The organism is Mycobacterium sp. 050134, assembly GCF_036409085.1.
Lineage (GTDB): Bacteria > Actinomycetota > Actinomycetes > Mycobacteriales > Mycobacteriaceae > Mycobacterium.
The window spans coordinates 204467-228781 of sequence record NZ_JAZGLV010000005.1; the positions used below are offsets into that span (position 1 = coordinate 204467).

Annotated in this window: 26 protein-coding genes and 1 pseudogene; 5 read left to right on the top strand and 22 right to left on the bottom strand. The window is 69.5% G+C overall.

Going from position 1 to position 24315, the window contains the following annotated elements; translation table 11 throughout:
• Positions 1 to 4: 4 nt before the first annotated feature.
• The 9 genes from SKC42_RS08140 to dxr all read right to left on the bottom strand — a co-directional run bounded on the left by SKC42_RS08140 (position 5) and on the right by dxr (position 10288).
• Positions 5 to 556, bottom strand: a complete 552-nt coding sequence (locus SKC42_RS08140; RefSeq protein ID WP_330963895.1) for an alpha/beta fold hydrolase — start codon at positions 554 to 556, stop codon at positions 5 to 7.
• A 102-nt stretch (positions 557 to 658) separates the two neighbouring features.
• Complete coding sequence (locus SKC42_RS08145) at positions 659 to 2161, bottom strand: cobyric acid synthase (RefSeq protein ID WP_330963790.1); 1503 nt, start codon at positions 2159 to 2161, stop codon at positions 659 to 661.
• A 25-nt stretch (positions 2162 to 2186) separates the two neighbouring features.
• Positions 2187 to 3044: a type I methionyl aminopeptidase gene (gene map / locus SKC42_RS08150; RefSeq protein ID WP_330963791.1), complete on the bottom strand. Its 858-nt coding sequence runs from the start codon at positions 3042 to 3044 to the stop codon at positions 2187 to 2189.
• A gap of 46 nt (positions 3045 to 3090) precedes the next feature.
• The gene (locus SKC42_RS08155; protein ID WP_330963792.1) at positions 3091 to 3675 is read right to left on the bottom strand and encodes a DUF1707 SHOCT-like domain-containing protein; all 585 of its coding nucleotides are present in this window, start codon (positions 3673 to 3675) and stop codon (positions 3091 to 3093) included.
• 38 nt (positions 3676 to 3713) lie between these two features.
• Entirely contained in the window at positions 3714 to 5543 is a 1830-nt protein-coding gene (locus SKC42_RS08160; protein WP_330963793.1) for a penicillin-binding transpeptidase domain-containing protein, read from the bottom strand.
• A gap of 206 nt (positions 5544 to 5749) precedes the next feature.
• Positions 5750 to 6604, bottom strand: a complete 855-nt coding sequence (locus tag SKC42_RS08165; RefSeq protein WP_330963794.1) for a GNAT family N-acetyltransferase — start codon at positions 6602 to 6604, stop codon at positions 5750 to 5752.
• 55 nt (positions 6605 to 6659) lie between these two features.
• Positions 6660 to 7820, bottom strand: coding sequence for a flavodoxin-dependent (E)-4-hydroxy-3-methylbut-2-enyl-diphosphate synthase (ispG, locus tag SKC42_RS08170; protein WP_330963795.1), 1161 nt, complete (start codon positions 7818 to 7820; stop codon positions 6660 to 6662).
• Positions 7821 to 7842: 22 nt separating this feature from the next.
• Positions 7843 to 9057, bottom strand: a complete 1215-nt coding sequence (locus tag SKC42_RS08175; protein ID WP_330963796.1) for a M50 family metallopeptidase — start codon at positions 9055 to 9057, stop codon at positions 7843 to 7845.
• Between the two features lie 7 nt (positions 9058 to 9064).
• Positions 9065 to 10288, bottom strand: coding sequence for a 1-deoxy-D-xylulose-5-phosphate reductoisomerase (dxr, locus tag SKC42_RS08180; RefSeq protein ID WP_330963797.1), 1224 nt, complete (start codon positions 10286 to 10288; stop codon positions 9065 to 9067).
• A gap of 117 nt (positions 10289 to 10405) precedes the next feature.
• Here dxr and SKC42_RS08185 point away from each other — a divergent pair, with 117 nt between their 5' ends.
• Positions 10406 to 10669 carry a DUF2631 domain-containing protein gene (locus SKC42_RS08185; RefSeq protein ID WP_330963798.1) on the top strand — a complete coding sequence of 88 codons (264 nt, stop codon included), beginning with the start codon at positions 10406 to 10408 and terminating at the stop codon, positions 10667 to 10669.
• On the opposite strand, the gene SKC42_RS08190 is transcribed toward SKC42_RS08185, so the two are convergent.
• The 6 genes from SKC42_RS08190 to pyrH all read right to left on the bottom strand — a co-directional run bounded on the left by SKC42_RS08190 (position 10662) and on the right by pyrH (position 15636).
• Positions 10662 to 11543, bottom strand: a complete 882-nt coding sequence (locus SKC42_RS08190) for a cytochrome c biogenesis CcdA family protein (RefSeq protein WP_330963799.1) — start codon at positions 11541 to 11543, stop codon at positions 10662 to 10664. The genes SKC42_RS08185 and SKC42_RS08190 overlap by 8 nt on opposite strands.
• 4 nt (positions 11544 to 11547) lie before the next feature.
• A complete protein-coding gene (locus SKC42_RS08195; RefSeq protein ID WP_330963800.1) occupies positions 11548 to 12057 on the bottom strand; it encodes a protein disulfide oxidoreductase in 510 nt (169 codons plus the stop codon).
• Positions 12058 to 12145: 88 nt separating this feature from the next.
• Positions 12146 to 13240: a 23S rRNA (adenine(2503)-C(2))-methyltransferase RlmN gene (rlmN, locus tag SKC42_RS08200; RefSeq protein WP_330963801.1), complete on the bottom strand. Its 1095-nt coding sequence runs from the start codon at positions 13238 to 13240 to the stop codon at positions 12146 to 12148.
• Positions 13241 to 13261: 21 nt separating this feature from the next.
• Positions 13262 to 14191: a phosphatidate cytidylyltransferase gene (locus tag SKC42_RS08205; RefSeq protein WP_330963802.1), complete on the bottom strand. Its 930-nt coding sequence runs from the start codon at positions 14189 to 14191 to the stop codon at positions 13262 to 13264.
• A 32-nt stretch (positions 14192 to 14223) separates the two neighbouring features.
• Positions 14224 to 14781 carry a ribosome recycling factor gene (gene frr / locus SKC42_RS08210; RefSeq protein ID WP_330963803.1) on the bottom strand — a complete coding sequence of 186 codons (558 nt, stop codon included), beginning with the start codon at positions 14779 to 14781 and terminating at the stop codon, positions 14224 to 14226.
• Positions 14782 to 14847: 66 nt separating this feature from the next.
• Positions 14848 to 15636 (bottom strand): UMP kinase, encoded by a 789-nt coding sequence (pyrH, locus tag SKC42_RS08215; RefSeq protein WP_330963804.1) that lies wholly within the window; start codon positions 15634 to 15636, stop codon positions 14848 to 14850.
• 342 nt (positions 15637 to 15978) lie between these two features.
• Between pyrH and mbp1 the strand changes: the two genes are divergently transcribed.
• Together mbp1 and SKC42_RS08225 are read left to right on the top strand one after the other, a co-directional pair.
• Positions 15979 to 16218 carry a microaggregate-binding protein 1 gene (gene mbp1, locus SKC42_RS08220; protein ID WP_330963805.1) on the top strand — a complete coding sequence of 80 codons (240 nt, stop codon included), beginning with the start codon at positions 15979 to 15981 and terminating at the stop codon, positions 16216 to 16218.
• A gap of 230 nt (positions 16219 to 16448) precedes the next feature.
• The gene (locus SKC42_RS08225; protein WP_330963806.1) at positions 16449 to 17195 is read left to right on the top strand and encodes a winged helix-turn-helix domain-containing protein; all 747 of its coding nucleotides are present in this window, start codon (positions 16449 to 16451) and stop codon (positions 17193 to 17195) included.
• A gap of 32 nt (positions 17196 to 17227) precedes the next feature.
• On the opposite strand, the gene SKC42_RS08230 is transcribed toward SKC42_RS08225, so the two are convergent.
• The 4 genes from SKC42_RS08230 to SKC42_RS08245 form a co-directional block, all read right to left on the bottom strand.
• The gene (locus SKC42_RS08230; RefSeq protein ID WP_330963807.1) at positions 17228 to 18163 is read right to left on the bottom strand and encodes a lysophospholipid acyltransferase family protein; all 936 of its coding nucleotides are present in this window, start codon (positions 18161 to 18163) and stop codon (positions 17228 to 17230) included.
• A 111-nt stretch (positions 18164 to 18274) separates the two neighbouring features.
• Positions 18275 to 18757 (bottom strand): MPT63 family protein, encoded by a 483-nt coding sequence (locus tag SKC42_RS08235; protein ID WP_330963808.1) that lies wholly within the window; start codon positions 18755 to 18757, stop codon positions 18275 to 18277.
• Between the two features lie 430 nt (positions 18758 to 19187).
• A complete protein-coding gene (locus SKC42_RS08240; protein ID WP_330963809.1) occupies positions 19188 to 19367 on the bottom strand; it encodes a hypothetical protein in 180 nt (59 codons plus the stop codon).
• A gap of 51 nt (positions 19368 to 19418) precedes the next feature.
• Positions 19419 to 19832: a ChaB family protein gene (locus tag SKC42_RS08245; protein ID WP_330963810.1), complete on the bottom strand. Its 414-nt coding sequence runs from the start codon at positions 19830 to 19832 to the stop codon at positions 19419 to 19421.
• A gap of 114 nt (positions 19833 to 19946) precedes the next feature.
• On the opposite strand from SKC42_RS08245, the gene SKC42_RS08250 reads away from it, so the two are divergent.
• Positions 19947 to 20369 (top strand): MarR family winged helix-turn-helix transcriptional regulator, encoded by a 423-nt coding sequence (locus SKC42_RS08250; protein WP_330963896.1) that lies wholly within the window; start codon positions 19947 to 19949, stop codon positions 20367 to 20369.
• On the opposite strand, the gene SKC42_RS08255 is transcribed toward SKC42_RS08250, so the two are convergent.
• Genes SKC42_RS08255 through rpsB form a run of 3 tightly spaced genes read right to left on the bottom strand, consistent with a single transcriptional unit; the run spans position 20370 to position 23481 of the window.
• Positions 20370 to 21776, bottom strand: coding sequence for an amidase (locus SKC42_RS08255; RefSeq protein WP_330963811.1), 1407 nt, complete (start codon positions 21774 to 21776; stop codon positions 20370 to 20372).
• A gap of 31 nt (positions 21777 to 21807) precedes the next feature.
• Positions 21808 to 22623, bottom strand: a complete 816-nt coding sequence (gene tsf, locus SKC42_RS08260; protein WP_330963812.1) for a translation elongation factor Ts — start codon at positions 22621 to 22623, stop codon at positions 21808 to 21810.
• 3 nt (positions 22624 to 22626) lie between these two features.
• Positions 22627 to 23481, bottom strand: a complete 855-nt coding sequence (rpsB, locus tag SKC42_RS08265) for a 30S ribosomal protein S2 (RefSeq protein WP_330963813.1) — start codon at positions 23479 to 23481, stop codon at positions 22627 to 22629.
• 238 nt (positions 23482 to 23719) lie between these two features.
• Between rpsB and SKC42_RS08270 the strand changes: the two are divergent.
• Positions 23720 to 24250 (top strand): annotated as a pseudogene (locus tag SKC42_RS08270) (M23 family metallopeptidase); the annotation flags it as partial.
• Between the last annotated feature and the right edge of the window lie 65 nt (positions 24251 to 24315).

Consider the following 24315-nt stretch of genomic DNA (forward strand, 5'->3'; position numbering starts at 1 on the left):
GGAATTACCAGGTGCTGGCGCGCAACACGATCTCGGCGGCCAGCTGAGCCGTCGACTCCTGCACGGTGCGGCGCCCCAGCTCCACCACGCGGTACTCGGCGTAGACCAGCCGCTGGCTGTTGCGGGCGATCGCCCGCGCGCCCGGGGAGCTGACCAGCACCGTGGTGCCGACTTCCACTGGCGGGCACTGGTCGTCGGCGACCGCCCCGGCGGGGTCGGGAACCCGGGGATGGCCCCGGTCGATCGCCACGAGCCCGACGAACCGGCCCAGCCTCGTCGCCGCGACCTCCCAGGCCAGCCCGGCCCCGGCGCGGTCACCGACGATCACGGCCCAGCCGATCCCCAGGGCGTCGAGGATGCCGACCACCGACTTGGCGGTGAGGCGGGGGTCGAATCCGACCACGACGGTTCGCAGCGAGGCGGTGTGCAGGCGCTCGCACACCGCGTCGTAGGTGGCGGGGGCGCGCTGCTCGTCACCCAGGAAGAGGACGACGACGCCTTTCTCCGGACCCGCAACGGCCACCGGGACGGGGAAACCGTCGAGCGTCGTCATCATCGAGGTCACTCACGCACGTTACAGCCAATCGGTCCGGGGGCGCGAGGTGCCCTCCACATCGATGCGTCGACTGCCCGGCCGGCGCGGGAGTCGCTCGGCTCCTCAGCGCTGCAACGACGTTGACAGGCACGGCCGTTGCGGTGGCGGACCGTCGAGCAGCCCGAGGACGGCGTCGAGGTCGAGGTGGGCGGCCAACAAGTTGGCGATCGCGTCGAGCTGCGCGTCACGCCGAGCCGCGACGTCGGTGTCGGCGGCTACCACGAAGCCGCGTCGCCCGGCCGCCTCGGCGACGAGGGTCAGCCACCCGCGACGGAACCCGTCGTTATCCAGCAGGCCGTGCCAGTGGGTGCCGAAGACGGCGCCGCGCGCGAGCCCCTGCGGCTCGGCGCCGGCGGCGAACCACGCCTCCTCGCCGCACCGGCGGACCTGGCCGTGATGGATCTCGTAGCCGGTGAGCGGTCGCTGCCAGCGGCGCAGCGTCTTGGCCGCGCGGAACGCGATGTCGGCGTCGAGCAGGCCCAGCCCGGCGACCTCCCCCCGCCCGGATTCCACCGGGTCGTCGATGCGGCGGCACAACATCTGGAATCCCCCGCAGATGCCGAGCACCGGCCGGTCGGCCCGCGCGTGCCGGGTGATCGCGGCCGCCAGGCCCCGCTCGTGCAGCCACGCCAGGTCGGCGACGGTGGCCTTGCTGCCGGGAAGGACGATCAGATCCGCATCGGCCAGGTCGGCGGGGTCGGTTACCCACCGCACCAGCACCCCCGGTTCGCAGGCCAGCGCCTCGACGTCGGTGGAGTTGGAGATCCGCGGCAACCGGACGGCGGCCACGCGCAGCCATTCGCTTCCGCGCGGCGGGGCCGACGTTCCCACCGCGCGGTGTGGGACCACCGACAGCGAGTCCTCGGCGTCCAGCCACAGTTCCTCGGCGTGGGGCAGCACTCCGTACGTCGGGCGGCCGGTCATGGCCCGCAACTGATCGAGCCCGGGCGCCAGCAGCGCCGGGTCGCCACGGAATTTGTTGACGACGAAGCCGGCGATCAGCGCCTGGTCCTCGGGTTCGAGCACGGCGACTGTGCCGAACAGGTGGGCGAGGAGTCCGCCGCGGTCGATGTCGCCCACCAGCAGTACCGGCAGGTCCGCGGCCCGGGCCAGGCCCATGTTGGCCAGATCGGTTGCGCGCAGGTTGATTTCGGCCGGCGACCCGGCCCCCTCACAGATCACCGCATCGAACTCGTCACGCAGGCGGGCCAGGTCGTCCGCGACGATGCCGGCGAGCCGGTCCCGGTGCCGCACATAGCTTGCGGCGGTGACCGATTCCGCCACCTGGCCGCGGATCACCAGCTGTGACGCGCGGTCGCTGCCGGGCTTGAGCAGGATCGGGTTGAACCGGACGCTGGGCTCGAGCCCGGCCGCCCGCGCCTGGATCGCCTGCGCCCGGCCGATCTCCCCGCCCTCGACGGTCACCACGGAGTTGTTGGACATGTTCTGCGCCTTGAACGGCGCAACCCGGGCCCCACCCCGGGCCAGCAGCCGGCACAACCCGGCCACCACGACGGACTTCCCGGCGTCGGAGCTGGTGCCGGCGACCAGCAAGGCCCCGCTCACCGAGCTACGGGTGGCGGGAGAAACCTCATGGGAGCGTGAGGATTTCGGCGCCGGTGTCGGTGACCAGCAGCGTGTGCTCGAACTGGGCGGTCCACTTGCGGTCCTTGGTAACCACCGTCCAGCCATCGTCCCAGATCTCGTAGTCCAGGCCGCCGAGATTGATCATCGGTTCAATGGTGAACGTCATGCCCGGCTGCATGATCGTCGTCACGGAGGGCTGGTCGTAGTGCAGCACGACCAGGCCGTTGTGGAAGGTGGTTCCGATGCCGTGGCCGGTGAAGTCGCGAACCACGTTGTAGCCGAAGCGGTTCGCGTAGGCCTCGATGACCCGCCCCACGACCGACAGCGCGCGGCCGGGTTTGACCGCGTTGATCGCGCGCATGGTCGCCTCGCGGGTGCGCTCGACGAGCAGCCGGTGTTCCTCGGAGACATCGCCGGCGAGGAAGGTCGCATTGGTGTCGCCGTGCACCCCGTCGATATAGGCGGTGACGTCGATGTTGACGATGTCGCCGTCTTCGATCACCGTCGAGTCGGGGATGCCGTGGCAGATCGCCTCGTTGAGCGACGTGCAGCACGACTTCGGGAAGCCCTTATAGCCCAGCGTCGACGGGTAGGCGCCGTGGTCGACCATGTACTCGTGCGCGATCCGGTCCAGCTCGTCGGTCGTCACCCCGGGCGCGACGGCTTTGCCCGCCTCGGCCAGCGCGCCGGCCGCGATCCGGCCGGCGACCCGCATCTTCTCGATCACCTCCGGCGTCTGCACCCAGGGCTCGCTGCCCTCCTGGGCCGTCGATTTCCCGACGTATTCGGGGCGCGGAATGCGGGCGGGCACCGGAAGGGTCGGGGACAACACTCCGGGCGAAAGGGCGGTGCGGGCAGGCATGCCGCCAGCTTAATCGCCGGTGGGGACCAACCTGCTTCTGCGGCCGTCAGGCCCTGCGGCGGCGCAGCGGAGAGCGGCGGGGTCCACGAATGACGACCGACCCGCAGACCACCCGGCCGGTCAGCACCACGTGCGGTCGGCCCTCCCCGGGCGCGTCCTTGCGGCGATCGCTGGCGCTGCCCCCGTAGACCTCGACGTCGTCGAGCGAGGCGCTGGCCCCGTCGGGCAGCCGGACGCGCACGGAGCCGAGCCTCATGTCGAGTTCGATGACGACTACGGGCCCGGCAAACCGGGCCCTGGTGAGGTCGAGGTCGATCGACCCCAGCCGGCGTACCAGGGCCAACCGTGTCGGCACCGTCCACTCCCCGTGGCGCTTGAGCGAGCCCGCCCAGCCGCGCAGTTCCACCCGGTCGGCCGCGGAGGTGACGATGGCGCCCGGGCCGGGCAAGTCGTCGACGACCCCGTCCAGCTCACCCCGGGTCCGCGCGTAGGAGACCCGCGACGAGCGCTGTTCGAACTCGTCGATGTCGATCAGGCCGAGCGCGACCGCGTTGTGCAACCGCCGCATGGTGCCGTTGCGGTCGGCGTCGGAGACGCGCAACGTCACCATGTCCCCGCCGGTATCCGTCATGTTCGCAGGTTACCGCTGCCGCGCCTCGGTGAAAGGCGCTAGGCCAGGTAGCCGGGCGGCATGGCCTCGAACATGAACTTGGTCATCCGGACCGCCCATTCCGAACTGCCACCCCCCACGATCAGCGAGGCGAACGCCAGGTCACCGCGGTATCCGGCGAACCACGAGTGCGAGCCGCCCGGAAATTCGGCCTCGCCCGTCTTCCCGTAGACCTCGCCGCAGCCGGCGATCTCCTTGGCCGTCCCGTTGGTCACCACCAACCGCATCATCGGTCTCAGCGCGTCGACCATCTTGGGCGAGATCGGGGTGTTGTCGCCGTCGACCGTCGTCGGATGCCCCGCGATCAGCTGCGGCACGGGGGTTTTGCCGGCGGCGACGGTGGCCGCCACCAAGGCCATGCCGAACGGGCTGGCCAGCACCCGGCCCTGGCCGAAGCCGTCCTCGGTGCGCTCGGCCAGGTCCACAGTGGGCGGCACGGATCCGGTCACCGTGGTGATTCCGTCCACCGTGTAGTCCAGCCCGATGCCGTACTGGGAGGCCGTCTGCGTCAGGCCGCGCGGCGGCATCTTGCTGCTCAGCTCGGCAAAGGTGGTGTTGCACGAGCTGGCGAACGCCCGCGACATGGACACCACGCCGAGGTCGAAGCCACCGTAGTTGGGGATGGTGCGGTGCCCGATGTCGAGATGGCCCGGGCAGCCGAGCATCGAGTTGGGCGTGGCCATGTCGCGGTCGACGGCCGCACCGGCGGTGACCATCTTGAAGGTCGATCCCGGCGGGAAGAGGCCGTTGGCGGCGGGCAGGCCGTCGGCGTCGGCGCCGCCGTTCTGAGCGATCGCGAGGATCTCCCCGGTCGACGGCTTGATCACGACGATCATCGCCTTGCCGCCCTTGTTATCCACCGCGCGCTGGGCGGCGTTCTGCACCACCCGGTCCAGGGTGATCGACACCGAGGGCGCCGGTGAGCCTTCCACCTCGTGCAGCACCCCGACGTCGACGCCGTTCTGGTTGACGCTGACCACCCGCCAGCCGGCCTGGCCGTCGAGCTGGTCGATCACGGCCTTCTTCACGGCGCTGACCACGGCGGGCGCAAAGTGTGGATCGGTGGGCAGCATGTCGGCGATGGGTGTGACGACGACGCCGGGGAGCTTCCCGATCAACGGGAAAACCTTGTCGTTGTCGTCGGGCTTGAGCGTCACCCCCAGGTCCACCGGCTGGGTCGACGAGCTGGCCTGTTCGGCGAGCAGTTGCGGGTCGCCGAGCGCGTTGTTGAACGGGTGCAGGACGTCCACCACCGCGTGGGCCGTGCCGATCAGGGCCAGGCCTGAGCCGGCCTGGGTCGCGTCCAGCGTGTAGTGGTAGAGGTAGCCGGGCGCCAGGACGTCGCTGCCGCCGAGTTCGTTGACCGACGCGCGGCGCGGCGGGTCGGCCCGCAGCGCGAACGTCTGGTGTTCCCCCAGCCTGGGGTGCAGCCCGTTGGCGGCCCAGCGCACCTCCCAGCGCCCCTCGTCGCGCGCCATCCGTAGCTGGCCGTCGTAAGCCCAGGTCCGGTTCTTCGGCAGGTGCCAGGTGAAGCGGTAGCTGATCGTGCCGGTGTCCTCGGCGTACTTGGCGGTGAGGATCTGGGCGTCCAGGTGGGTCGCCTGCAGGCCGGCCCACGCCGCGTTGAGCGCTTCGCGGGCGTCGTTGGGGTTGTCGGAGAGCTGGGCCGCCGTCGCGGTGTCGCCGATCGACAGGGCATGGAAGAACTTCTCGGCGGCCGGACCCGGCCCGTCGGGCCGCGGCGTGCATCCCGAGAGGGCCAGGGCCGCGACGAGCAGCACCCCGGAGACCACCGACGCGCCTGTTACGAAAGTGCTTCGTGTTGCCATCGTTACAGATGTTATTGAGGGGTCGCGGCCGGCCGGCGGCGACACACCGTGACCCGACCGTGATGTACTCGCCGCCCCCGGCGCGAGCAGACGCAAAAGCCCGCGACACGCCGAGGCAGGGGGGACTTTTGCGTCTGCTCGCGGGCATGGCGCGCCCGCGCACCCGGCCAGCGCCCGGCGGGCCGGGCGCTCAGGGGAAAGGCGACTCAGTCCAGCAGCACCGTGGCGAAGGTGCCGACCTCGGTGAAGCCCACTCGCGCGTACGCCGCGCGGGCGACGGTGTTGAAGCTGTTCACGTAGAGGCTGGCGATCCGCCCGCTGCCGACGGTCACAGCGGCGACGGTCGCGGTGCCGGCGGTCCCGAGCCCCAGGCCACGCCGCTCGGGATGCACCCACACCCCCTGGATCTGACCGACCCCGGGTGACTGCGAGCCGACCTCCGCCTTGAAGATGACCTCGCCGTGCTCGAAGCGAGCCCAGGCCCGGCCGGCGGCGATGAGGCTGGCGACCCGGCGCCGATAGCCGCGGCCCCCGTCGCCCGTGCGCGGGTCGACACCCACCTCACCGATGAACATGTCGACCGCGGCCACCAGGTAGGCGTCCAGCTCGTCCGGCCTGACCTGCCGCACCTCGGGATCGATGTCGCAATTCGGGTGGCGGGTCAGCGCCATCAGCGGCTGGTTGTCCCGCACGTCCCGCGCCGGGCCCCAGGCGGCCTCGAGCCGCTGCCACATCGGTATCACCAGGTCGGCGCGACCAACCAGCGACGAACAGCGGCGCGTCCCGCTCATCGCCTCGTCTGCGAACGCGTGCAGATCGGCCTGCGCGCCGCGCAGCGGAATCAGGTTGGTGCCGGCGAAGCACAGCGACTCGTCCGCGCCGCGGCGCGTCCACAGCTCCCCGCCGATGGAATTGGGGTCGATGCCGTGGTCGGCGACTCGGGCCGCGACCATGCACGAGCCGACCGGATCCTCGTCGAACACGCGCCACACCGCGGCGGCGTCGCGCACCACGGATACCCGCCGATCGCCGACAAGGCGAAAGATAGGCGGAGCCGACATCTGGCGAACCCTCTGTGGTGGCGGGCTGAAAGCCGGCGAAGTGCACCGGCCCCTATCAGCTTACGGTTACAATCGGCGAACCGCTCGTTTCTGTTTCCTGATCGGCGCCCATTTCCGACGCGAGTCGCATGGCCTCCTCGATCAGGGTCTCGACGATTTGCGACTCGGGCACCGTCTTGATGACCTCGCCGCGAACGAAGATCTGGCCCTTCCCATTTCCGGACGCGACGCCAAGGTCGGCCTCGCGGGCCTCGCCCGGGCCGTTCACGACGCAACCCATGACGGCCACCCGCAGCGGCACGTCCAGGCCGTCCAGCCCAGCGGAAACCGCGTTGGCCAGCGTGTAGACGTCGACCTGCGCGCGCCCGCACGACGGGCAGGACACGATCTCCAGTCCGCGCGGCCGCAGGTTCAGCGACTCGAGGATCTGGATGCCGACCTTGACCTCTTCGACCGGCGGCGCGGACAGCGACACCCGGATGGTGTCGCCGATGCCGCGGGACAGCAACGCGCCGAACGCGACCGCGGATTTGATGGTGCCCTGGAAGGCAGGACCGGCCTCGGTGACGCCCAGGTGCAACGGGTAGTCGCACTGGGCGGCCAGCTGCTCGTAGGCGGCGACCATGACGACGGGGTCGTTGTGCTTGACGCTGATCTTGATGTTGCCGAACCCGTGCTCCTCGAAGAGCGACGCCTCCCACAGCGCGGATTCGACGAGCGCCTCGGGCGTGGCCTTGCCGTACTTCTCCATGAACCGCTTGTCCAGGGAGCCGGCGTTGACCCCGATGCGGATCGGGATGCCGGCCGCGGCGGCGGCCTTGGCCACCTCGCCGACCCGGCCGTCAAACTCCTTGATGTTGCCCGGGTTCACCCGCACCGCGGCGCACCCGGCGTCGATGGCGGCAAAGATGTACTTCGGCTGGAAGTGGATGTCGGCGATCACCGGGATCTGGCTCTTCTTGGCGATCGCGGCCAACGCGTCGGCGTCCTCCTGCCGCGGGCAGGCCACCCGGACGATGTCGCAGCCCGCCGTGGTCAGCTCCGCGATCTGCTGCAGCGTCGAGTTCACGTCATGGGTCTTGGTGGTGCACATCGACTGCACCGAGATCGGGTGGTCGCTGCCGACCCCGACGTCGCGGACCATCAACTGACGAGTCCGGCGCCGGGGGGCGAGCGTGGGCGCCGGGGCGTCCGGCATGCCCAGGCCAACAGTCACTGTCGTGGTTTCCTTCGGTCGATTACTGGAAGAGCCTGATGGGGTTGACCAGGTCCGCGGTCACGGTCAGCAGCATGTAGCCGACCACGAACACCAGCACCACATACGTCGCGGGCATGAGCTTGAGGTAGTTCACCGGCGCGGCCGCGACCATGCCGCGGGCCGACCGGATCATGTTGCGGACCTTCTCGAACAGCGCGATGGCGATGTGGCCCCCGTCGAAGGGCAACAAGGGCACCAGGTTGATGGCGCCCAGGATCAGATTCAGCTGGGCGAGAAAGAACCAGAACGCCACCCACAGCCCGTGGTCGACGGTGTCGCCGCCGATGATGCTGGCGCCGACCACGCTCATCGGTGTCTGCGGGTCGCGCTGACCGCCGCCGATGGCGTGCACCAGGGCGCCGACCTTCGTCGGGATCGTCACGAGCGCCTTGCCCACCTCGCCGGTGAGTTGCCCGGCGAAGCCGAAGGTCGCCGGCACCGCGGTGAGCACGTTGTAGTGCGTGGGCGCGACCCGTTGGGCGCCGACGCCGATAGCGCCGACGGTCGCGACCTCGGGCTTGCCGCCCTGACCCTTCGAGACGTAGCGCTGCGTGGGCGTGACGTCGACGTAGGTGGTGACCGGCGCGCCGTTGCGCTCGACGACGACCGGGATGGTGCCGTGCAGCTTGCGCACCGCGGCGGCCATGTCTTCGAAGGACGACACCGGGGTGTCACCGACCTTCACCACGACGTCGCCGCTGCGGATCCCAGCCAGGGCCGCCGGCCCGGGCCCCGTGCAGCCGCCCACTTTACCCGGAGCTACTTCTGGTGCGACACAAGCGGTTTCACCGATGACGGCCCTGGTGTCTGGGTGCAGGTTCGGCAGCCCCCAGATCAGGGCGATGGCATAGATCAGGACCAGGCAGATGCCGAAGTTCATCCCCGGACCGGCGAACAGCACCGCGACGCGCTTCCAGGCCGCCTGCTTGTACATCGCGCGGTCGGTCTCGTCGGGCGCCAACTCCTCGACCGACGTCATCCCGGCGATGTCGCAGAAGCCACCCAGGGGGACGGCCTTGAGCCCGTACTCGGTCTCGCCGCGCCGGGTCGACCACAGGGTGGGCCCGAAGCCAACGAAATAGCGACGCACCTTCATGCCGGTCGCGCGCGCGACCCACATGTGGCCGCACTCATGCAGCGCCACCGAGATCAGGATGGCGAGCGCGAACAGCACAATGCCGATGGCGAACATCATGAGGCTGTTACGACCTTTCTAGAACCATTCCGGCAACCTTCTCGGAGGCTTTCGGTGGGCTCGCTGCTGCGATAGCGCGCTGCGCCCGTTCCCGTGCCCAGCGTTGCGCGTCCAATACCTCATCCACGTTAGCGGGTGAAACGGCCCATTGGTGGGCGGCGTGCAGCACGTCGGCGATGGTTTCGACGATCGCGGGGAAGCTGATCCGGCCCGCAAGGAAAGCCGCCGCCGCCTCTTCGTTGGCCGCGTTGTAGACAGCGGTCAGGCAACCGCCGGCCTCGCCCGCGTGGCGGGCCAGCTCGACGGCGGGAAAAACCGCGGCGTCCAGCGGCTCGAACTCCCAGCTGGTCGCGGTGCTGAAGTCGCAGCAGGCGGCCGCGCCGGGCACCCGGCGCGGCCAGCCCAACGCCAGCGCGATGGGCAGCTTCATGTCCGGCGGGCTGGCCTGGGCGATGGTGGAGCCGTCGGCGAAGGTGACCATCGAGTGAACGATCGACTGGGGGTGCACGACGACGTCGATGCGGTCGTATGGGACGCCGAAGAGCAGGTGGGTTTCGATGAGTTCGAGCCCCTTGTTGACCAGCGACGCCGAGTTCAGGGTGTTCATTGGGCCCATCGACCAGGTCGGGTGGGCGCCGGCCTGCTCCGGCGTAACGTTTTCCAGCTGGGCCGCGGTCCAGCCGCGGAACGGGCCGCCCGAGGCGGTGAGGACCAGCTTGGCGACCTCCTCGGGGGCACCGGCGCGCAGGCACTGGGCCAGCGCGGAGTGTTCGGAGTCGACCGGGACGATCTGGCCCGGCCGGGCGGCGCGCAGCACCAGCGGACCGCCGGCGACCAGCGATTCTTTGTTCGCCAGGGCCAGCCGTGCCCCGGAGTGCAGCGCCGCCAGGGTCGGCCGCAGGCCCAGGGCCCCCACCAGCGCGTTCAGGACGACGTCGGCCTCGGTCTCCTCGACCAGCCGGGTAACCGCCTCCGGCCCGCTGAACCGGACACCCCCCAACCGTTCGGCGGCGTCCTCGTCGGCGACCGCGATGTTGGCCACCCCGGTCTCGGCGCGCTGCCGCGACAACGCGTCGACGTTCGCGCCCCCGGCAGCCAGGCCGACCACCTCGAACCGGTCGGGATTGGCCGCGATGACGTCCAGCGCCTGGGTGCCGATCGACCCGGTGCTGCCCAGCACCAGCACCCGCAGCCGGCCGCCGGCCTGGGCTTCAGCCGTCGCGTTGGTCACCCACTCATTGTGCCGCCCGGCGCCGACGCAAGCTACGGAGCGGGCCATGACCCGCCGTAGCTCGGTATGCCAGAATCTCCGTTTGAGAAGCCGATCCGACGGGGAAAGGGATTCGCCGTGGCAAGTACCGAGGTGGAGCGCTACACCGGCGTCGACGGCGTCGACGTCGCCGAGGTGCCGTCCGCGGCCTGGGGGTGGAGCAAGATCAACATCCGCACCTGGCACATCACCGGCATTGCGATCGTGGTCTTCCTGCTGGCGATGCTGCGCGGCAACCACGTCGGCCACATCGAGGACTGGTACCTGATCGGCTTCGCCGTCGTGGCCCTGTTCGTGCTGGTCCGCGACATGTGGGGCCGTCGCCGCGGCTGGATCAGGTAGTCACCCGTCCGCGTTTTGCCGCCCGCCGCGTAGCGCGCCGCCGCCAGCCACCGCCGCCGGCCACCAGCAGCGACAGCGCCACCAGCCACGGCGCGACGCCGTGCTGGTGCACCCAGCCCACCAGCGCGCCCTGCACGCGGCCGGCCGCCTCGATCACCCGATCGTCGGGGTTCGCCGCGCCACCGAACAGGCGCAACTCGTAGATGCCGTAGTACGCGACGTACGCCCCCACCAGCATCATCAGCGCGCCGCCGACCCGGCTGACGTATGGGAGCGCTCGCCGCAGACGGCCGGCCAACGCCGTGCTCGCCGTCGCGGCGGCGACGGCGGGCACGCCGACCACCACGGTCAGGCCGGCGACATAGGCAAGGTAGACGGATGCGCCCGTGACGAGCGACCCGGCCCGGAGACCGGCCGCGGTCACCGCCAGAAACGGTCCGATGGTGCACGACAGCGAGGCGATCGCGTAGCTGACCCCGTACCCGTACATCGACCCGAGCCGCGCCGTAGGCGCCCAGCGCGGGGCGAGCGGCCGGGGCGTCAGGGCGGTCAACTCCCGGCCCGACAGCAGCCACGCCCCGAGCGCCCCCAAGACCGCGCCGATCACTACGGTCGCGTACGGCAGGTAGCTCTGTACCGTCGAGGCCGCGGAGATCGTCAGCGCGCCGAACAGCCCGAACACCGTCATGAAACCCAGCGCCATCCCGCCGGTCGCCGCCAGGGCACGGCCCAGCGGCGCCGGCCCGTGCCCTTCGCCGGATCGCCGCCCGCGGACCACCAGGAGCAGGTAGGCGGGCAGCATGGCAAACCCGCATGGGTTCAGCGCGGCCACCGACCCCGCGGCGAAGGCCAGGCCGACCAGTCCCTGCTCCACGGCGTCAGGACGTCAGCGCGGCGACCCGGCCGGCCAGCTCCTGCTCGGACATCGCGGACGTCGGGTTGTTGACGAACGTCGAACTGCCGTCCGGCCGGTAGAACACGTAGGCCGGCTGCCAGGGCACGTTGTAGCGGGCCCAGATGGCGCCGTCGGCGTCGTTGAGGTTGGTGAAATTCAGGTTGTACTTGGAGACGAAGCCCTGTATGGCGCCGAGGTCCGAGTGCGCGGCCACCCCCACGAACGTGACGCGCGGATTGCCGGCCGCCACCCGGCCGACGCCCGGGGCCTCGGCGTTGCAGAACGGGCACCACGGCGTCCAGAACCACAGCACCACCGGCTTGCCCTGCAGGCCGGCGCCGTTGAACGGCGCACCGCCGAGTGTGGTGCCCGTGAACTGCAGGCGGTCATCCGACGCTTTCGCGCCGGGCGCATTGGCCACCCCGACGATCAACACGGCGGCGAGCGCGGCCAGTGCAAAGAACTTGAACGAAGACAACGGTCGGAAGATCATGGCGCACCTCGTTTGCTGGCGGTATGCCTTCTAGGACGTGGGCGCGGCTCGGGCGGTTCACACCTTTTCGGCTACCGCCGCCCGCCCGCTAACCGCCTTGACTGGCCAGCTGTCCGCAGGCGGCGCTGATCTCGCGGCCGCGGGTGTCGCGCACCGTGCACGACACCCCGTGCGCCCGAACCCGCCGGACGAACTCCCGCTCCACCGGCTTGGGGCTGGCGTCCCACTCGCTGCCCGGCGTCGGATTCAGCGGGATGAGATTCACGTGCACGAGCGGCCCGAGCGCGCGATGCAGCCGGTCTCCTAGCAGGTCGGCCCGCCAGGCCTGGTCATTGACGTCGCGGATCAGCGCGTACTCGACCGAGACCCGCCGCCCGGTGACGTCGGCGTAGTAGCGCGCGGCGTCGAGCGCCTCGGCGATCTTCCACCGGTTGTTGACGGGGACGAGCGTATCGCGCAGCTCGTCGTCGGGCGCGTGCAGCGACAGCGCCAGCGTCACGGCGAGCCGCTCGTCGGCCAATTTGCGGATCGCCGGCACCAGCCCCACCGTCGACACCGTCACCGAGCGCGCGGAGATACCGAAGCCGTCCGGCGGCGGTTCGGTGATGCGCCGCACCGCCGCCAGCACCCGGGCATAGTTCGCCAGCGGCTCCCCCATGCCCATGAAGACGATGTTCGACAGCCGGTCACCGAACTCGTCCCGCAGGGCCGCCGCGCCGGCACGCACCTGCTCGAGGATCTCGGCGGTAGACAGGTTGCGGGTCAGTCCGCCCTGACCGGTTGCGCAGAAGGGGCAGGCCATGCCGCAGCCGGCCTGTGACGAGATGCACAGGGTGTTGCGGTCCGGGTAGCGCATCAGCACCGACTCCACGGTGGCGCCGTCGCCGGCCCGCCACAGCGTCTTGCGGGTCTGGCCGGCGTCGCAGGTGACCTCGGTCGCCGCCGTCAACAGCGTCGGGAACATCGCTTCGGCGATGCGCTCGCGGACCGCCGCCGGAAGGTCGGTCATCTGGCGCGGATCGGCGATCAGGCGACCGAAGTACTGGTGGGCGAGCTGCTTGGCCCGAAAGGCGGGGAGCCCCAGCTCCGCGACCGCCGACGCGCGGCCGGCCGCGTCGAGGTCGGCCAGGTGCCGTGGGGGGCGGCTCGGGCGGGGTTCGGCGAATACCAGTTGTTGGACCATGACACGTCCAGTATCGGCGCTTCAGGGCACCAGCGTGAGCACCGTCCAGGCGGCGACGGCCGACGGGAGCACTCCGTCGAGCCGGTCCATCAGGCCGCCGTGGCCCGGCAGCAGCCGTCCCATGTCCTTGATTCCGAGATCGCGCTTAACCTGAGACTCCACCAGGTCGCCCAAAATGCAGGTCAGCACCAGCACCACACCCAGCAGTAAACCCACCCACCACGACTTGTGGGCAAGGAAGGTGGCGGTCAGGACGGCCGCGGTGGTCCCGAAGATCATTGATCCAGCGAACCCCTCCCACGACTTCTTGGGGCTGATCGCCGGAACCATCGGGTGCTTGCCGAACAACACGCCGACGGCGTACCCGCCGACATCGGACGCGACCACGGTGATCATCAGGCAGAACACCCGTCCGGCGCCGTCCTTGGGGTAGACCAGCAACGCGCCGAACGACGCGAACAGCGGTACCCAGGCGGCCAGGAAGATCGTGGCCGACGCGTCGCGCAGGTAATTCGCCGACGGGGATCCGTCGAACGGCTCCGGCCGTTTGCTGTTGTCCTGCATGAAGAGTCGCCAGAAGTTGCAAACCACGACCGTGGCGCCGAACCCGGCCAGCGCGCCCGCAGCGTGGAACGGCCACGTCAGCCAGATGGTGACCTGACCCCCGATCAGGAGCGGGATGATCGGGATGAGGTATCCCGCCTCGCGCAGCCGCCGCACCACTTCGTGCGTGGCCACCACGATGGCCACCGCGACGATCGCCACCCAGTAGCGGGGTGCGAACAACAGGGTGACGATGAGGACGGCGCCGATGCTGAGGCCGACCGCGATGGCGGCGGGCAGGTCACGCCCGGCGCGCGACGTCTTCTTGGCCGGCTGCCGCGCCGCCGGCTCAGCCGCTCGCGCCGGCTCGTCGGGCATGCTCCCTGCGCCGGGATCGGTGGTAGCCACGGACTTGATTGGACTGAAGCTGCTGACGGTCGCTAGACCTCCAGCAGCTCTCCCTCTTTGTGCCTGACCAACTCATCGATCTGCGTGACGTACTGATGGGTGGTCTTGTCGAGATCCTTCTCCGCGCGGCCGACCTCGTCCTCGCCGGCCTCGCCGTCCTTGCGAATCCGGTGCAGCTCCTCCATCGTCTTGCGACGGATGTTGCGCACCGACACTTTCGCGTCCTCCCCCTTGCCCTTGGCCTGCTTGACCAGCTCCCGGCGGCGCTCCTCGGTCAACTGCGGCACAGCCACCCGGATCAGCGTCCCGTCGTTGCTGGGGTTGACCCCCAGGTCGGAGTTGCGGATTGCGGCCTCGATGGCGCCCAACTGACCGGCCTCGTACGGCTTGATGACGACGAGCCGCGCCTCGGGAACGTTGATGCTGGCCAGCTGGGTGATGGGGGTGTGGGTGCCGTAGTAGTCGATGGTGATCCGCGAGAACATCCCAGGGTTGGCACGGCCGGTCCGGATGGTCGACAGATCGTCCCGGGCCACGGCCACGGCCTTCTCCATCTTTTCCTCGGCATCGAAGAGAGCCTCGTCAATCATTTGCGCCTCTCCTCCACATCACTGCGCTTTCGCATCGTCGTCGGCGCGGAACATCGCGTCTTCCCCTCAGGTTGTGACCAGCGTCCCGATCTTCTCACCGGCGACCGCGCGGGCGATGTTGCCATTGGTCAGCAGGTTGAACACCAGGATCGGCATGCCATTGTCCATGCAGAGGCTGAACGCGGTCGCATCGGCCACGCGCAACCCTCGGTCGATGACCTCCCGATGGCTGATCGCCGCGATCAGCTCCGCCTCCGGATGCAGACGCGGGTCCTCGGTGAACACCCCGTCGACCGCCTTGGCCATCAAAACCACCTCGGCGCCGATCTCGAGGGCCCGCTGCGCGGCGGTGGTGTCGGTGGAGAAGTACGGCAGCCCCATACCGGCCCCGAAGATCACCACCCTGCCCTTTTCGAGGTGGCGGACCGCCCGCAACGGCAGGTAGGGCTCGGCCACCTGCCCCATCGTGATCGCGGTCTGGACGCGCGTGACGATGCCTTCCTTCTCCAGGAAGTCTTGCAGCGCAAGGCTGTTCATCACGGTGCCGAGCATGCCCATGTAGTCGGAGCGGGTGCGCTCCATCCCTCGCTGTTGGAGCTGCGCGCCCCGAAAGAAGTTGCCGCCGCCGATCACGACGGCAACCTGGACACCATCGCGCACCACCTCGGCGATCTGACGCGCCACCCGGGAAACGACGTCGGGGTCCAGCCCCACCTGGCCGCCGCCGAACATCTCGCCCCCGAGCTTGAGCAAGACCCTCGAGTACTTGGGTCGGCGCACCGGCTGCCCGCCGGCGATGCCGTTCTCGGGTGCAGGTGTCGGCACGCCGCGGGCGGTGATCGGCTCCTCCGTCATCAGACTCCTCGCATGAGAGTGCCATCCCGAACGACTTCATCCGGAACGGCATTTCACATCCTGCCCCATCGCAGCACAATCCCGTGGCGGCGGGGTGCATTATGCGCCTGTCGGCACGCCCGGGCCATCCCCCGTTGCCTGCGCGGGTCGAGGCGACTTCGCTGGCAAAGCGTTTGTTTCGCGTTGCGGATGTTTGAGCGGACGGGGACGACGGGAATAGGGACCAACGCGGTGGGTGACCACGGTCTTGAGAAAGAGGACCACTCTCGCCGCTCTCGGGCCGACCGCTTGGTCGGCGTTGAGCATTGGTCAACCAGGTACGCCACTGAGGAGGAGCTATCCATGGCGGACGACAACAACTCGGGTCCGGCCGAAGCCGTCAAGGGCATCGTCGAGGATGCAAAGGGCAAGGCCAAGGAGGTCATCGGCGCAGTGGCGGGTCGTGACGACCTGACCCGCGAGGGCCAGGCCCAGCAGGACAAGGCCGAGGCACAGCGCGACGCGGCGAAGAAGGAAGCCGAGGCAGAGGCCGCCCGCGGCGGCGCCAAGGCGGCCGAAGAGCGCCAGAAGTCTCACCAGTAGCTCGTAACGACGATGGGTCCGGTCCGTCCTAACGGACCGGACCCATCGGCTTTGCGCATCCTTTTCGGGGTCGCCGGCAAACACCGGCCGGGTGTGCGGCCCATTCGCGAGACGGGAGCGTTTGCATAGTTTTACTCTGAAACGGGTATCCAGCGTGGCGCTGGACGCGCCACTTTCACGCAGTGCCCACGGGGCGGGGGCCGTAGGAGACCCCAACCGAGCCTTTGGAGTTGTCGTTGGACGTTCTATTGCTTACCGACGAGGACGACTTCGTAGCCGCCCTGCCCGCGCTCGAATCGTTCGCTCAGACCACGCGGCGCGCTCCCCTGAGCTGCGACGTCGACGGGCACAACGGCACCGCCGATGTCGCCATCATCGACGCGCGCACCGACCTCACCGCCGCGCGCAGCCTGTGCCGCCGGCTGACCGCCAGCTCCCCCGCCGTCGCGGTGGTGGCGGTCGTGGCGCCCGCCGACTTCACGGCGGTCGACGTCGACTGGCACTTCGATGACGTGATGCTGCCGGCCGCCGGCGCCGACGAGCTGCAGGCCCGCCTGCGGATGGCCGTCACGCGCCGGCGCAGCGCGCTGGATGGCGCGCTGAAGTTCGGCGAGCTCGTCCTGCACCCGGCTCGGTTCTCCGGGGCGCTCGACGAGCGGGACCTGGCCCTGACGCTCACCGAGTTCAAGTTGTTGAATTTCCTTGTCCAGCATGCCGGCCGGGCGTTCACCCGGACCCGGCTCATGCACGAGGTGTGGGGCTACGACTGCAACGGCCGGGTGCGCACGGTGGACGTGCACGTGCGGCGGCTGCGCGCCAAGCTGGGGGCCGCGCATGAGTCGATGATCGACACCGTGCGCGGGGTGGGCTACATGGCCCCGACGCCCCCGCACCCGGAGTGGATCGTCGGCGAGTCGGCGGTGACGCCGTTGTGGACGTCGTCGCCGGCGCCGGCGACGGACGCCCTCTCGCCCTGATCTCGTTGCCCCAGAGGCGCTCCGCACCGGCCTCACCCGAAGAGCGGGAAGGCACGCTTGCGGGCCAGCGCGTCCATACCGGTCTGGATGGTGCCCTGTACCTCGTGGTACTTGCGCTCGACGTAATCGTCATCGTCGGCGCGAGCGGGATCGTGGTCGAGCTCGACGGCGGGCATGAACCGGGTCCTGATCTTGGCCGGCAACGGCAGCTGAGGAAGTGCGGCCGGAGCGATCCCCCATGGCAGCGAGACCGCCATCGGAAAGACTTTGAGCCGCAATAGGCGATCTAGTTGCAGGATCTTGGACAGCCGGTCGCCGCGGATGAGGACGGGCATGGCGTCCGCCCCGCCCACGGTCGCGATCGGGACGATGGACACGCCCGCCCGGATCGCCATCTTGACGAAACCCGTTCGCCCGGCGAGGTTTGCACGGTCACGTTCTGTCCACGGACGTAGCGAATCGACCTCCCCGCCCGGCCACAGCGCAACGTCGCGGCCCTCGGCCAGGGCGGTGGCGATCGCATCCGGGGCGGCCGGGAGGACGCCCATCGCCCGGAAGTAGTGCCCGAAGACCGGGATCGCCATCAATGCGTCATGGGCCGTGCCGTGCAGTTGGCGCTCCTGCCCGAAGCGCCGCCACCACTGCAGCCCCACGGTCCACGCGTCCCACACGAACGGGGCGCCGGAGTGGATCCCCACCAGCAGTGCCGGCGGCGCCGGAATGTTCTCCCAGCCGTCGATCTCCATCCGGAACCAATAGTCGACGAGGAAGTTCCACAGGTATTTCTGCCGCTGCAGGGACGTCTCGTCGAAGCCGCTCAGATCCCATTTGCCGGCCCGGTCGGCCACCCAGCCGCTGAGCCCGCCGTCCTGACCGTTACGCCGCGCCGCCATGGCGGCGCGCGCCTGCTCGGCATGCTTCTGCGCCTGCGCGCGCACCTCCGCGGGCCTGTGATCTTCGCAACTCATTTGGGCCGGGTACCCGATCCGGCCGCAGAAAATGCAACCGGTCGGGCCCCCAAAACGAACCTCCCCGCGCCACATGGACGCGGGGAGGTGGGGGTGGACCGTTCGGGCGACTTAAGCGTTGTTGGTCCAGATCAGGACGTCCTGGACACCGTCGTTGTACACGACGCCGTTCGGCGGTTGACCGGTGACGTCGAAGTAGATGGTGCCGCTGGCCTGCTGACCCTGATTGAGCGGCGCCGGGCTCAGACCGTTCGGGGCGGGGTGCTTGTCAATCACCCGGTATTGCTGGCCGTCCGGCGTGCGGGCGTTGAAGTCAGCGACCAACGGGGTCACGAGCCCGCCGTCCGACCGGGCCGTGACGTCGGCCTGATACAGGCGACCCTTCGGCGTGTAGCCGGGGATCATCGCGTTGCTGGGCTGCAGGTTGCTGACCGTGTAATTAGTCACCAGCGGCCCGTCGATGAGCTGCTCGCTGGTGCCGAAGCCCTGGATGGTCGGTGGCGCGGCGGAAGCGGTCCCCGCGGCGAAGATGCTCGCGGCCGCGATTCCCCCTGCGGCAATGGCGGTCTTTGCGGTCGTCGCATTGAACTTCATGCTCATTCCTTTCGTGTCGAACATTCGCTTCCCCCGGAGGGCGAAAAGCGCATGACCCCCTCATATCCATTCGTCAGGGAAGTTAAACGCGACAATCGCGAAATGCGAAGTGCGCGTGCGTTGCTCTGCGCATGACCGTCTTTCGTTTTGCCCCGCAGACCAATTGGTGCACATCTTTCACATGTGCACCACTCCCCTTACCAGGCCGATTAATTCACGTGCGACGGGGTAGCCGACGCTGCACTACCCGAAACGAAAACGCTTGTACGGCTTCATACGGGTATATCCCCCTTCAGAAAGAGGCACAACACAATGGGCTTTGCGACAACGACGCAAGCTACATCTCGGCGGCACGGGTGGCGGTGACCGGGGGCCGCCCGATTCTCTAGGGGCGGCCACCAGTGTTAATCACGCTGCGGCTGAGGAGGCTTCAGGAGCCCCGGTTCTCGCCCAGCTCGCCGGCGATCGCGGTCGGCGGGCCGATGTCCTTCTCCACGTTCTCGGCCAGCCCGGGCTTGGTATGCGAACGGCGCGCCGCGGCCTGGTCGGCCCGCTTGTTGGCCGGGAAGTCGACCGCGCCGAGGCACCGCCGGAGTTGGGCGGGGGTCATTGATGCAACCACGGCCGACCGGATGCCCGGCGACCGGAGCGCTAAACGAGGTCAGCGACCGCGGACCCGCCGGTTCTCCTTCTTGATCGCGTCGACGAGTTCCGGCTTGCTCATGGTGGACCGGCCGCGCACGTCGAGGCGCCGGGCGACGCCGAGCAGGTGCTTCTTGCTCGCATTGGCGTCGACACCCTCCGCCGAACGCCCGGACGCCTGCGGGCCGCCGCTCTTGGCGCGCTCGTCCGACGGACCCTTCTGCTCCTTGGGCTCCCAGTGGTCGCCCACCTTCTCGAAACTGTGTTTGAGCGCGGAGTAGGCCACCCGATGGGCCCGCTCCTCGTTGCCGTACTCCTCGGCGGCCGAATCATGGGTCTTGGCGAACGTGCGTTGCGCCTTGGCGTCGGAACGCTGCAGGGTGCTGGGCAGCTCGTCCTCCTTGGGCTTGCCGCCCTTCGTCGTCTTCGGCATCACAACTCCCCGTGGCCCGTGTGGTTAGGTGACTCCTGGTCGGTTACCCCCCTGGGCTGCCCGGCAATCACGGTTTGCACATCCCCACGCCCGAGGTATGTAAATATGACTGACATGGTTCAGGCCGAAGACGCCCCGCTTGGCTACCTGCTCTACCGCGTGGGAGCCGTTCTGCGGCCGGAGGTTTCCGCGGTGCTGGGCCCGATCGGCCTGACGCTGCCGGAATTCGTTTGCCTGCGCATACTTTCGCTGTCCCCGGGCCTGTCCAGCGCCGAACTGTCCCGGCACACCAACGTCACACCGCAGGCGATGAACACGGTGCTGCGCAAGCTGGAGGACGTCGGTGCCGTGGCCCGGCCCGAGTCGGTATCCTCGGGGCGGGCACTTCCGGCCACCCTGACTACCCAGGGACGGGCCCTGCTCAAGCGGGCGGAAGCGGCGGTGCGCGAAGCCGACGCCCGCATTATGGACAAGCTGACGCAATCGCAGCAGCGCGAATTCAAACGAATGCTCGAAAAGCTCGGTTCCGACTGCTAGTCAGGCGTCGATCCGGGCCCACGGCCGGGCCTCTTCGAGCTCGTACGCCAGCTGCAGCAGCAGCGCCTCCTGGCCGAAGTCGGCCGAGAACATCATTCCCACCGGCATGCCGTCCGTCGATTGCGCCAGCGGCAGCGACATCGCCGGTTCGCCGGTCACGTTCTGCAGCGGGGTGAACGAGACCCAGTCGATCAGCCGGTCGATGACCTGCCGGTAGTCGGTGGGCGCCAGGTAGCCGATGCGGGGCGTCTCGTCGGCCAGCGTCGGGGTCAGCACCACGTCGTAGGTGCCGAAGAACTTCGCGGTGCGCCGCCGAGTGCGGCGCAGGCGCATGATCGTCAACGGCAGGCGGTGCATGTTGCGACCGCTGTGCCGCTCGAGGCCGAGCGTCAGGCTGTCCAGCCGGGTGCGGTCGAACGTCGCACCGAACACCCGCCGCCCGGCGCGCACCTGGGCGAGCGCGAGGAAACCCCAGTACAGCACGAAGTCGTCCACGAAACTGGCCGGCACCGGGGGTTGGTCGACGTGTTCGACGCGGTGGCCGAGCTCCTCAAGGAGGCCGGCCGATTTCAGCGTCAATTCGCGTACCTGCGGGCTGCACTCCCGCTGCACCGACCGGGTCAGGACGGCGATGCGCAGCCGCTGCTTGCCCGGTCCGGCGACGTCGCCGATCGGAGCGAGTTTGGGGTTACGCCAGACGCGTTCGGCCTCCCGATAGAACGCCGCGGTGTCGCGCACCGAGCGGGTCACCACGCCGTTGGAGACGATGGCGACCGGCATGCGGCGCAGCATCGCGTCGAGTGGGAGCCGCCCGCGCGTCGGCTTGAGGCCGACGAGCCCGTTGCAGGCGGCCGGGATGCGGATCGAGCCGCCGCCGTCGCTGGCGTGCGCGATCGGGACCACCCCGGCGGCGACGAACGCACCCGAACCAGAGGACGACGCACCCGCGCTGTAGTCGGTGTTCCACGGGTTGCGGACGGGTCCGAGCCGGGGATGTTCGGCCGAGGCGCTGAACCCGAACTCCGACAACTGGGTCTTGCCCACCGGTGCCAGGCCGGTGGTCAGGTACAGCTCCGTGAACTCGCTGTCGGAGGTGGCGTTCCAGGGCGTCCATGCGTCGGTGCCGTGCATGGTCGGCTGCCCGGCGATGTCGACGTCGTCCTTGAGGAACGTGGGGACGCCCCCGAAGAATCCCTGCCCGGCGACGTTCCCCTCTGCGGCCTCCCGGGCCTGCCGGAAGGCCGCGTACGCCAAGCCGTTGAGGACCGGGTCGACGGCCTCGGTACGGGCGATGGCCGCCTCGACCGCCTCGGACCTGCTGACGTGGCCGGCACGGATCGCGTCGGCCAGGCCCACCGCGTCCAGGCCACCCAGGGCGTCGTCGCCGAAGGCGTGCACGTGTTGCATGGATCGACGCTAGCCCGCCGCCGCGCGGGGGTTAGGCCTGACCCACCTCAAAGCGGACGAACCGGGTCACGCTCACACCGGCCTCGTCGAGCAGCGCCTTGACGGTCTTCTTGCTGTCGGACACCGAAGGCTGCTCGAGCAGCACCGCGTCCTTGAAGAACCCGTTGAGCCGGCCCTCGACGATCTTGGGCAGCGCCTGCTCCGGCTTGCCTTCGGCCTTGGCGGTCTCTTCGGCGATGCGGCGCTCGCTGGCCACGACCTCTTCCGGCACGTCGGCGCGGGACAGGAACCGCGCCTTGAGCGCGGCGATCTGCAGGGCGACCGCGTGGGCCGCGTTGTTGTCCTCGCCAGTGAACTCCACCAGCACACCCACGGCCGGCGGCAGGTCGGCGGCGCGCTTGTGCAGGTAGGCCTCGACGTTGCCGTCGAAGAACTGCACGCGGCGCAGTTCCAGCTTCTCGCCGATCTTGGCCGACAGGTCGGCGATCGCCTGCTCGACGGTCTTATCACCGATCTTGGCGGCCTTGAGCGTTTCGACGTCGGTGGCCTTCGCGTTCAGCGCGGCGTCGACGACCTGGTCGGCCAGGGCTTGGAATTCGGCGTTCTTGGCGACGAAGTCGGTCTCCGAGTTGAGCTCGACGAGCGCACCGCCCTTGGCGGCCACCAAGCCCTCGGCGGTGGCGCGCTCGGCGCGCTTGCCGACGTCCTTGGCGCCCTTGATCCGAAGCGCCTCAACGGCCTTGTCGAAGTCGCCGTCGCTCTCGGCCAGCGCGTTCTTGCAGTCCAGCATGCCGGCGCCGGTGAGCTCCCGGAGCCGCTTGACGTCGGCGGCGGTGAAGTTCGCCAATGATCAGCCTTCCTGTGCGGGGGTGGATTCGGTTGCGCCCCCGGCGGCTTCGTTGCCGGCGGACGGAGCGGCGGTCGCGGTGGCGGATGCCAGCAACTCCTGCTCCCATTCGGCGAGCGGCTCGGCGGCCGAGTCCGTGGCGTCCGGTTTGCCGTCGGTGCGGCCGGCGCCAGCGCGGGCCTGGAGGCCCTCGGCTACCGCAGAGGCAATCACCTTGGTGAGCAGCGCTGCCGAGCGGATGGCGTCGTCGTTGCCCGGGATCGGGTAGTTCACCTGGTCGGGGTCGCAGTTGGTGTCCAGGATCGCGATCACCGGGATGCCCAGCTTGATGGCCTCCGCGACGGCGAGGTGCTCCTTGTTGGTGTCGACGACCCAGACCGCCGAGGGCACCTTGTTCATGTCGCGGATACCGCCGAGGCTGCGCTCCAGCTTGTTCTTCTCGCGGGTCAGCATCAAGATTTCCTTCTTGGTGCGACCTTCGAAGCCACCGGTCTGCTCCATACCCTCGAGCTCCTTGAGCCGCTGGAGACGCTTGTGGACGGTGGAAAAGTTGGTCAGCATGCCGCCCAACCAGCGCTGGTTGACGTAGGGCATGCCGACGCGGGTCGCCTCGGCGGCGATGGATTCCTGGGCCTGCTTTTTAGTGCCGACGAACAGGATCGTGCCACCGTGGGCGACGGTTTCTTTGACGAACTCGTACGCCTGGTCGATGAAGGTCAGCGTCTGCTGCAGGTCGATGATGTAGATGCCGTTGCGGTCGGTGAAGATGAACCGCTTCATCTTGGGATTCCAGCGACGGGTCTGGTGCCCGAAGTGGGTGCCGCTGTCAAGCAGCTGCTTCATGGTTACGACGGCCATGCTTGTGCCTCACGTGTGTCGGTTGTCGCCCGGCGTCGGGTGATGCCGGGCCCTGGCGCCTGCTGCGATGCCGTACCTCGCCAGGAAACCCCTGGCGGGGACCGCTCGGCATGCGGTGCGAACTCCTGAAGAAGCGGGAGCCGCTGTGCGGACGCGCGAAGTCAGCCCGCGAACGAGCTGCGACCAGGAGTTTACACCGGGTCGCCGGCTGGTTTTTCCACAGCGCCGGTGGCCGTGAGTGGCGCCGCCCGCGGCGCGGCGATGGACTGGGCCGGTGCGCCGGGTTTCTGGGCTGATGCTGGTGCTGGGACTGGCCGCCGCGGCACCGGCGGGGGCCGACGACCCCCGGCTGGATTGGCCGCTGCGCCCGCCGCCGGCCCTTGACCGGGAAGCCCGCGGCTTCGACGCCCCGTCGCCCGACTGGAGTCCAGGGCACCGGGGGGTGGACCTGCCGGGGGCGCCCGGCCAGCCGGTCTACGCGGCCGGCGAGGCGACCGTCGTGTTCGCCGGCGACCTGGCCGGCCGGCCCGTGGTGTCCCTGGCCCACCCGGGCGGCCTGCGCACCAGTTACGAGCCGGTCCGCGCCGCCGTCCGCGCTGGCCAGCCGGTGACGGCCTCGACCGTGCTCGGCTCGCTGGTCGCGGGGCACGCCGGCTGCCGAGCGGCCGCATGCCTGCACTGGGGTGCGATGTGGGGTCCGGCGTCCGGCGCGCGCTACGTCGATCCGCTGGGGCTGCTGAGGTCCACCCCGATCCGGCTCAAGCCGCTTCACCCGTGAGCTTTTGCCACTCGTGTGCCCGCCTCAGCGCGACTCTCGCCGCACAGGACGGGCCG

Excerpts from the sequence above, each read along its gene's own strand:
- SKC42_RS08140 (WP_330963895.1), bottom strand. The coding sequence starts at position 556 with ATGATGACGACGCTCGACGGTTTCCCCGTCCCGGTGGCCGTTGCGGGT.
- map (WP_330963791.1), bottom strand. The coding sequence starts at position 3,044 with ATGCCTGCCCGCACCGCCCTTTCGCCCGGAGTGTTGTCCCCGACCCTT.
- SKC42_RS08155 (WP_330963792.1), bottom strand. The coding sequence starts at position 3,675 with ATGACGGATACCGGCGGGGACATGGTGACGTTGCGCGTCTCCGACGCC.
- SKC42_RS08160 (WP_330963793.1), bottom strand. The coding sequence starts at position 5,543 with ATGGCAACACGAAGCACTTTCGTAACAGGCGCGTCGGTGGTCTCCGGG.
- SKC42_RS08165 (WP_330963794.1), bottom strand. The coding sequence starts at position 6,604 with ATGTCGGCTCCGCCTATCTTTCGCCTTGTCGGCGATCGGCGGGTATCC.
- SKC42_RS08175 (WP_330963796.1), bottom strand. The coding sequence starts at position 9,057 with ATGATGTTCGCCATCGGCATTGTGCTGTTCGCGCTCGCCATCCTGATC.
- SKC42_RS08195 (WP_330963800.1), bottom strand. The coding sequence starts at position 12,057 with ATGATCTTCCGACCGTTGTCTTCGTTCAAGTTCTTTGCACTGGCCGCG.
- rlmN (WP_330963801.1), bottom strand. The coding sequence starts at position 13,240 with ATGGTCCAACAACTGGTATTCGCCGAACCCCGCCCGAGCCGCCCCCCA.
- frr (WP_330963803.1), bottom strand. The coding sequence starts at position 14,781 with ATGATTGACGAGGCTCTCTTCGATGCCGAGGAAAAGATGGAGAAGGCC.
- pyrH (WP_330963804.1), bottom strand. The coding sequence starts at position 15,636 with ATGACGGAGGAGCCGATCACCGCCCGCGGCGTGCCGACACCTGCACCC.
- mbp1 (WP_330963805.1), top strand. The coding sequence starts at position 15,979 with ATGGCGGACGACAACAACTCGGGTCCGGCCGAAGCCGTCAAGGGCATC.
- SKC42_RS08230 (WP_330963807.1), bottom strand. The coding sequence starts at position 18,163 with ATGAGTTGCGAAGATCACAGGCCCGCGGAGGTGCGCGCGCAGGCGCAG.
- SKC42_RS08235 (WP_330963808.1), bottom strand. The coding sequence starts at position 18,757 with ATGAAGTTCAATGCGACGACCGCAAAGACCGCCATTGCCGCAGGGGGA.
- SKC42_RS08240 (WP_330963809.1), bottom strand. The coding sequence starts at position 19,367 with ATGACCCCCGCCCAACTCCGGCGGTGCCTCGGCGCGGTCGACTTCCCG.
- SKC42_RS08245 (WP_330963810.1), bottom strand. The coding sequence starts at position 19,832 with ATGCCGAAGACGACGAAGGGCGGCAAGCCCAAGGAGGACGAGCTGCCC.
- SKC42_RS08250 (WP_330963896.1), top strand. The coding sequence starts at position 19,947 with ATGGTTCAGGCCGAAGACGCCCCGCTTGGCTACCTGCTCTACCGCGTG.
- SKC42_RS08255 (WP_330963811.1), bottom strand. The coding sequence starts at position 21,776 with ATGCAACACGTGCACGCCTTCGGCGACGACGCCCTGGGTGGCCTGGAC.
- rpsB (WP_330963813.1), bottom strand. The coding sequence starts at position 23,481 with ATGGCCGTCGTAACCATGAAGCAGCTGCTTGACAGCGGCACCCACTTC.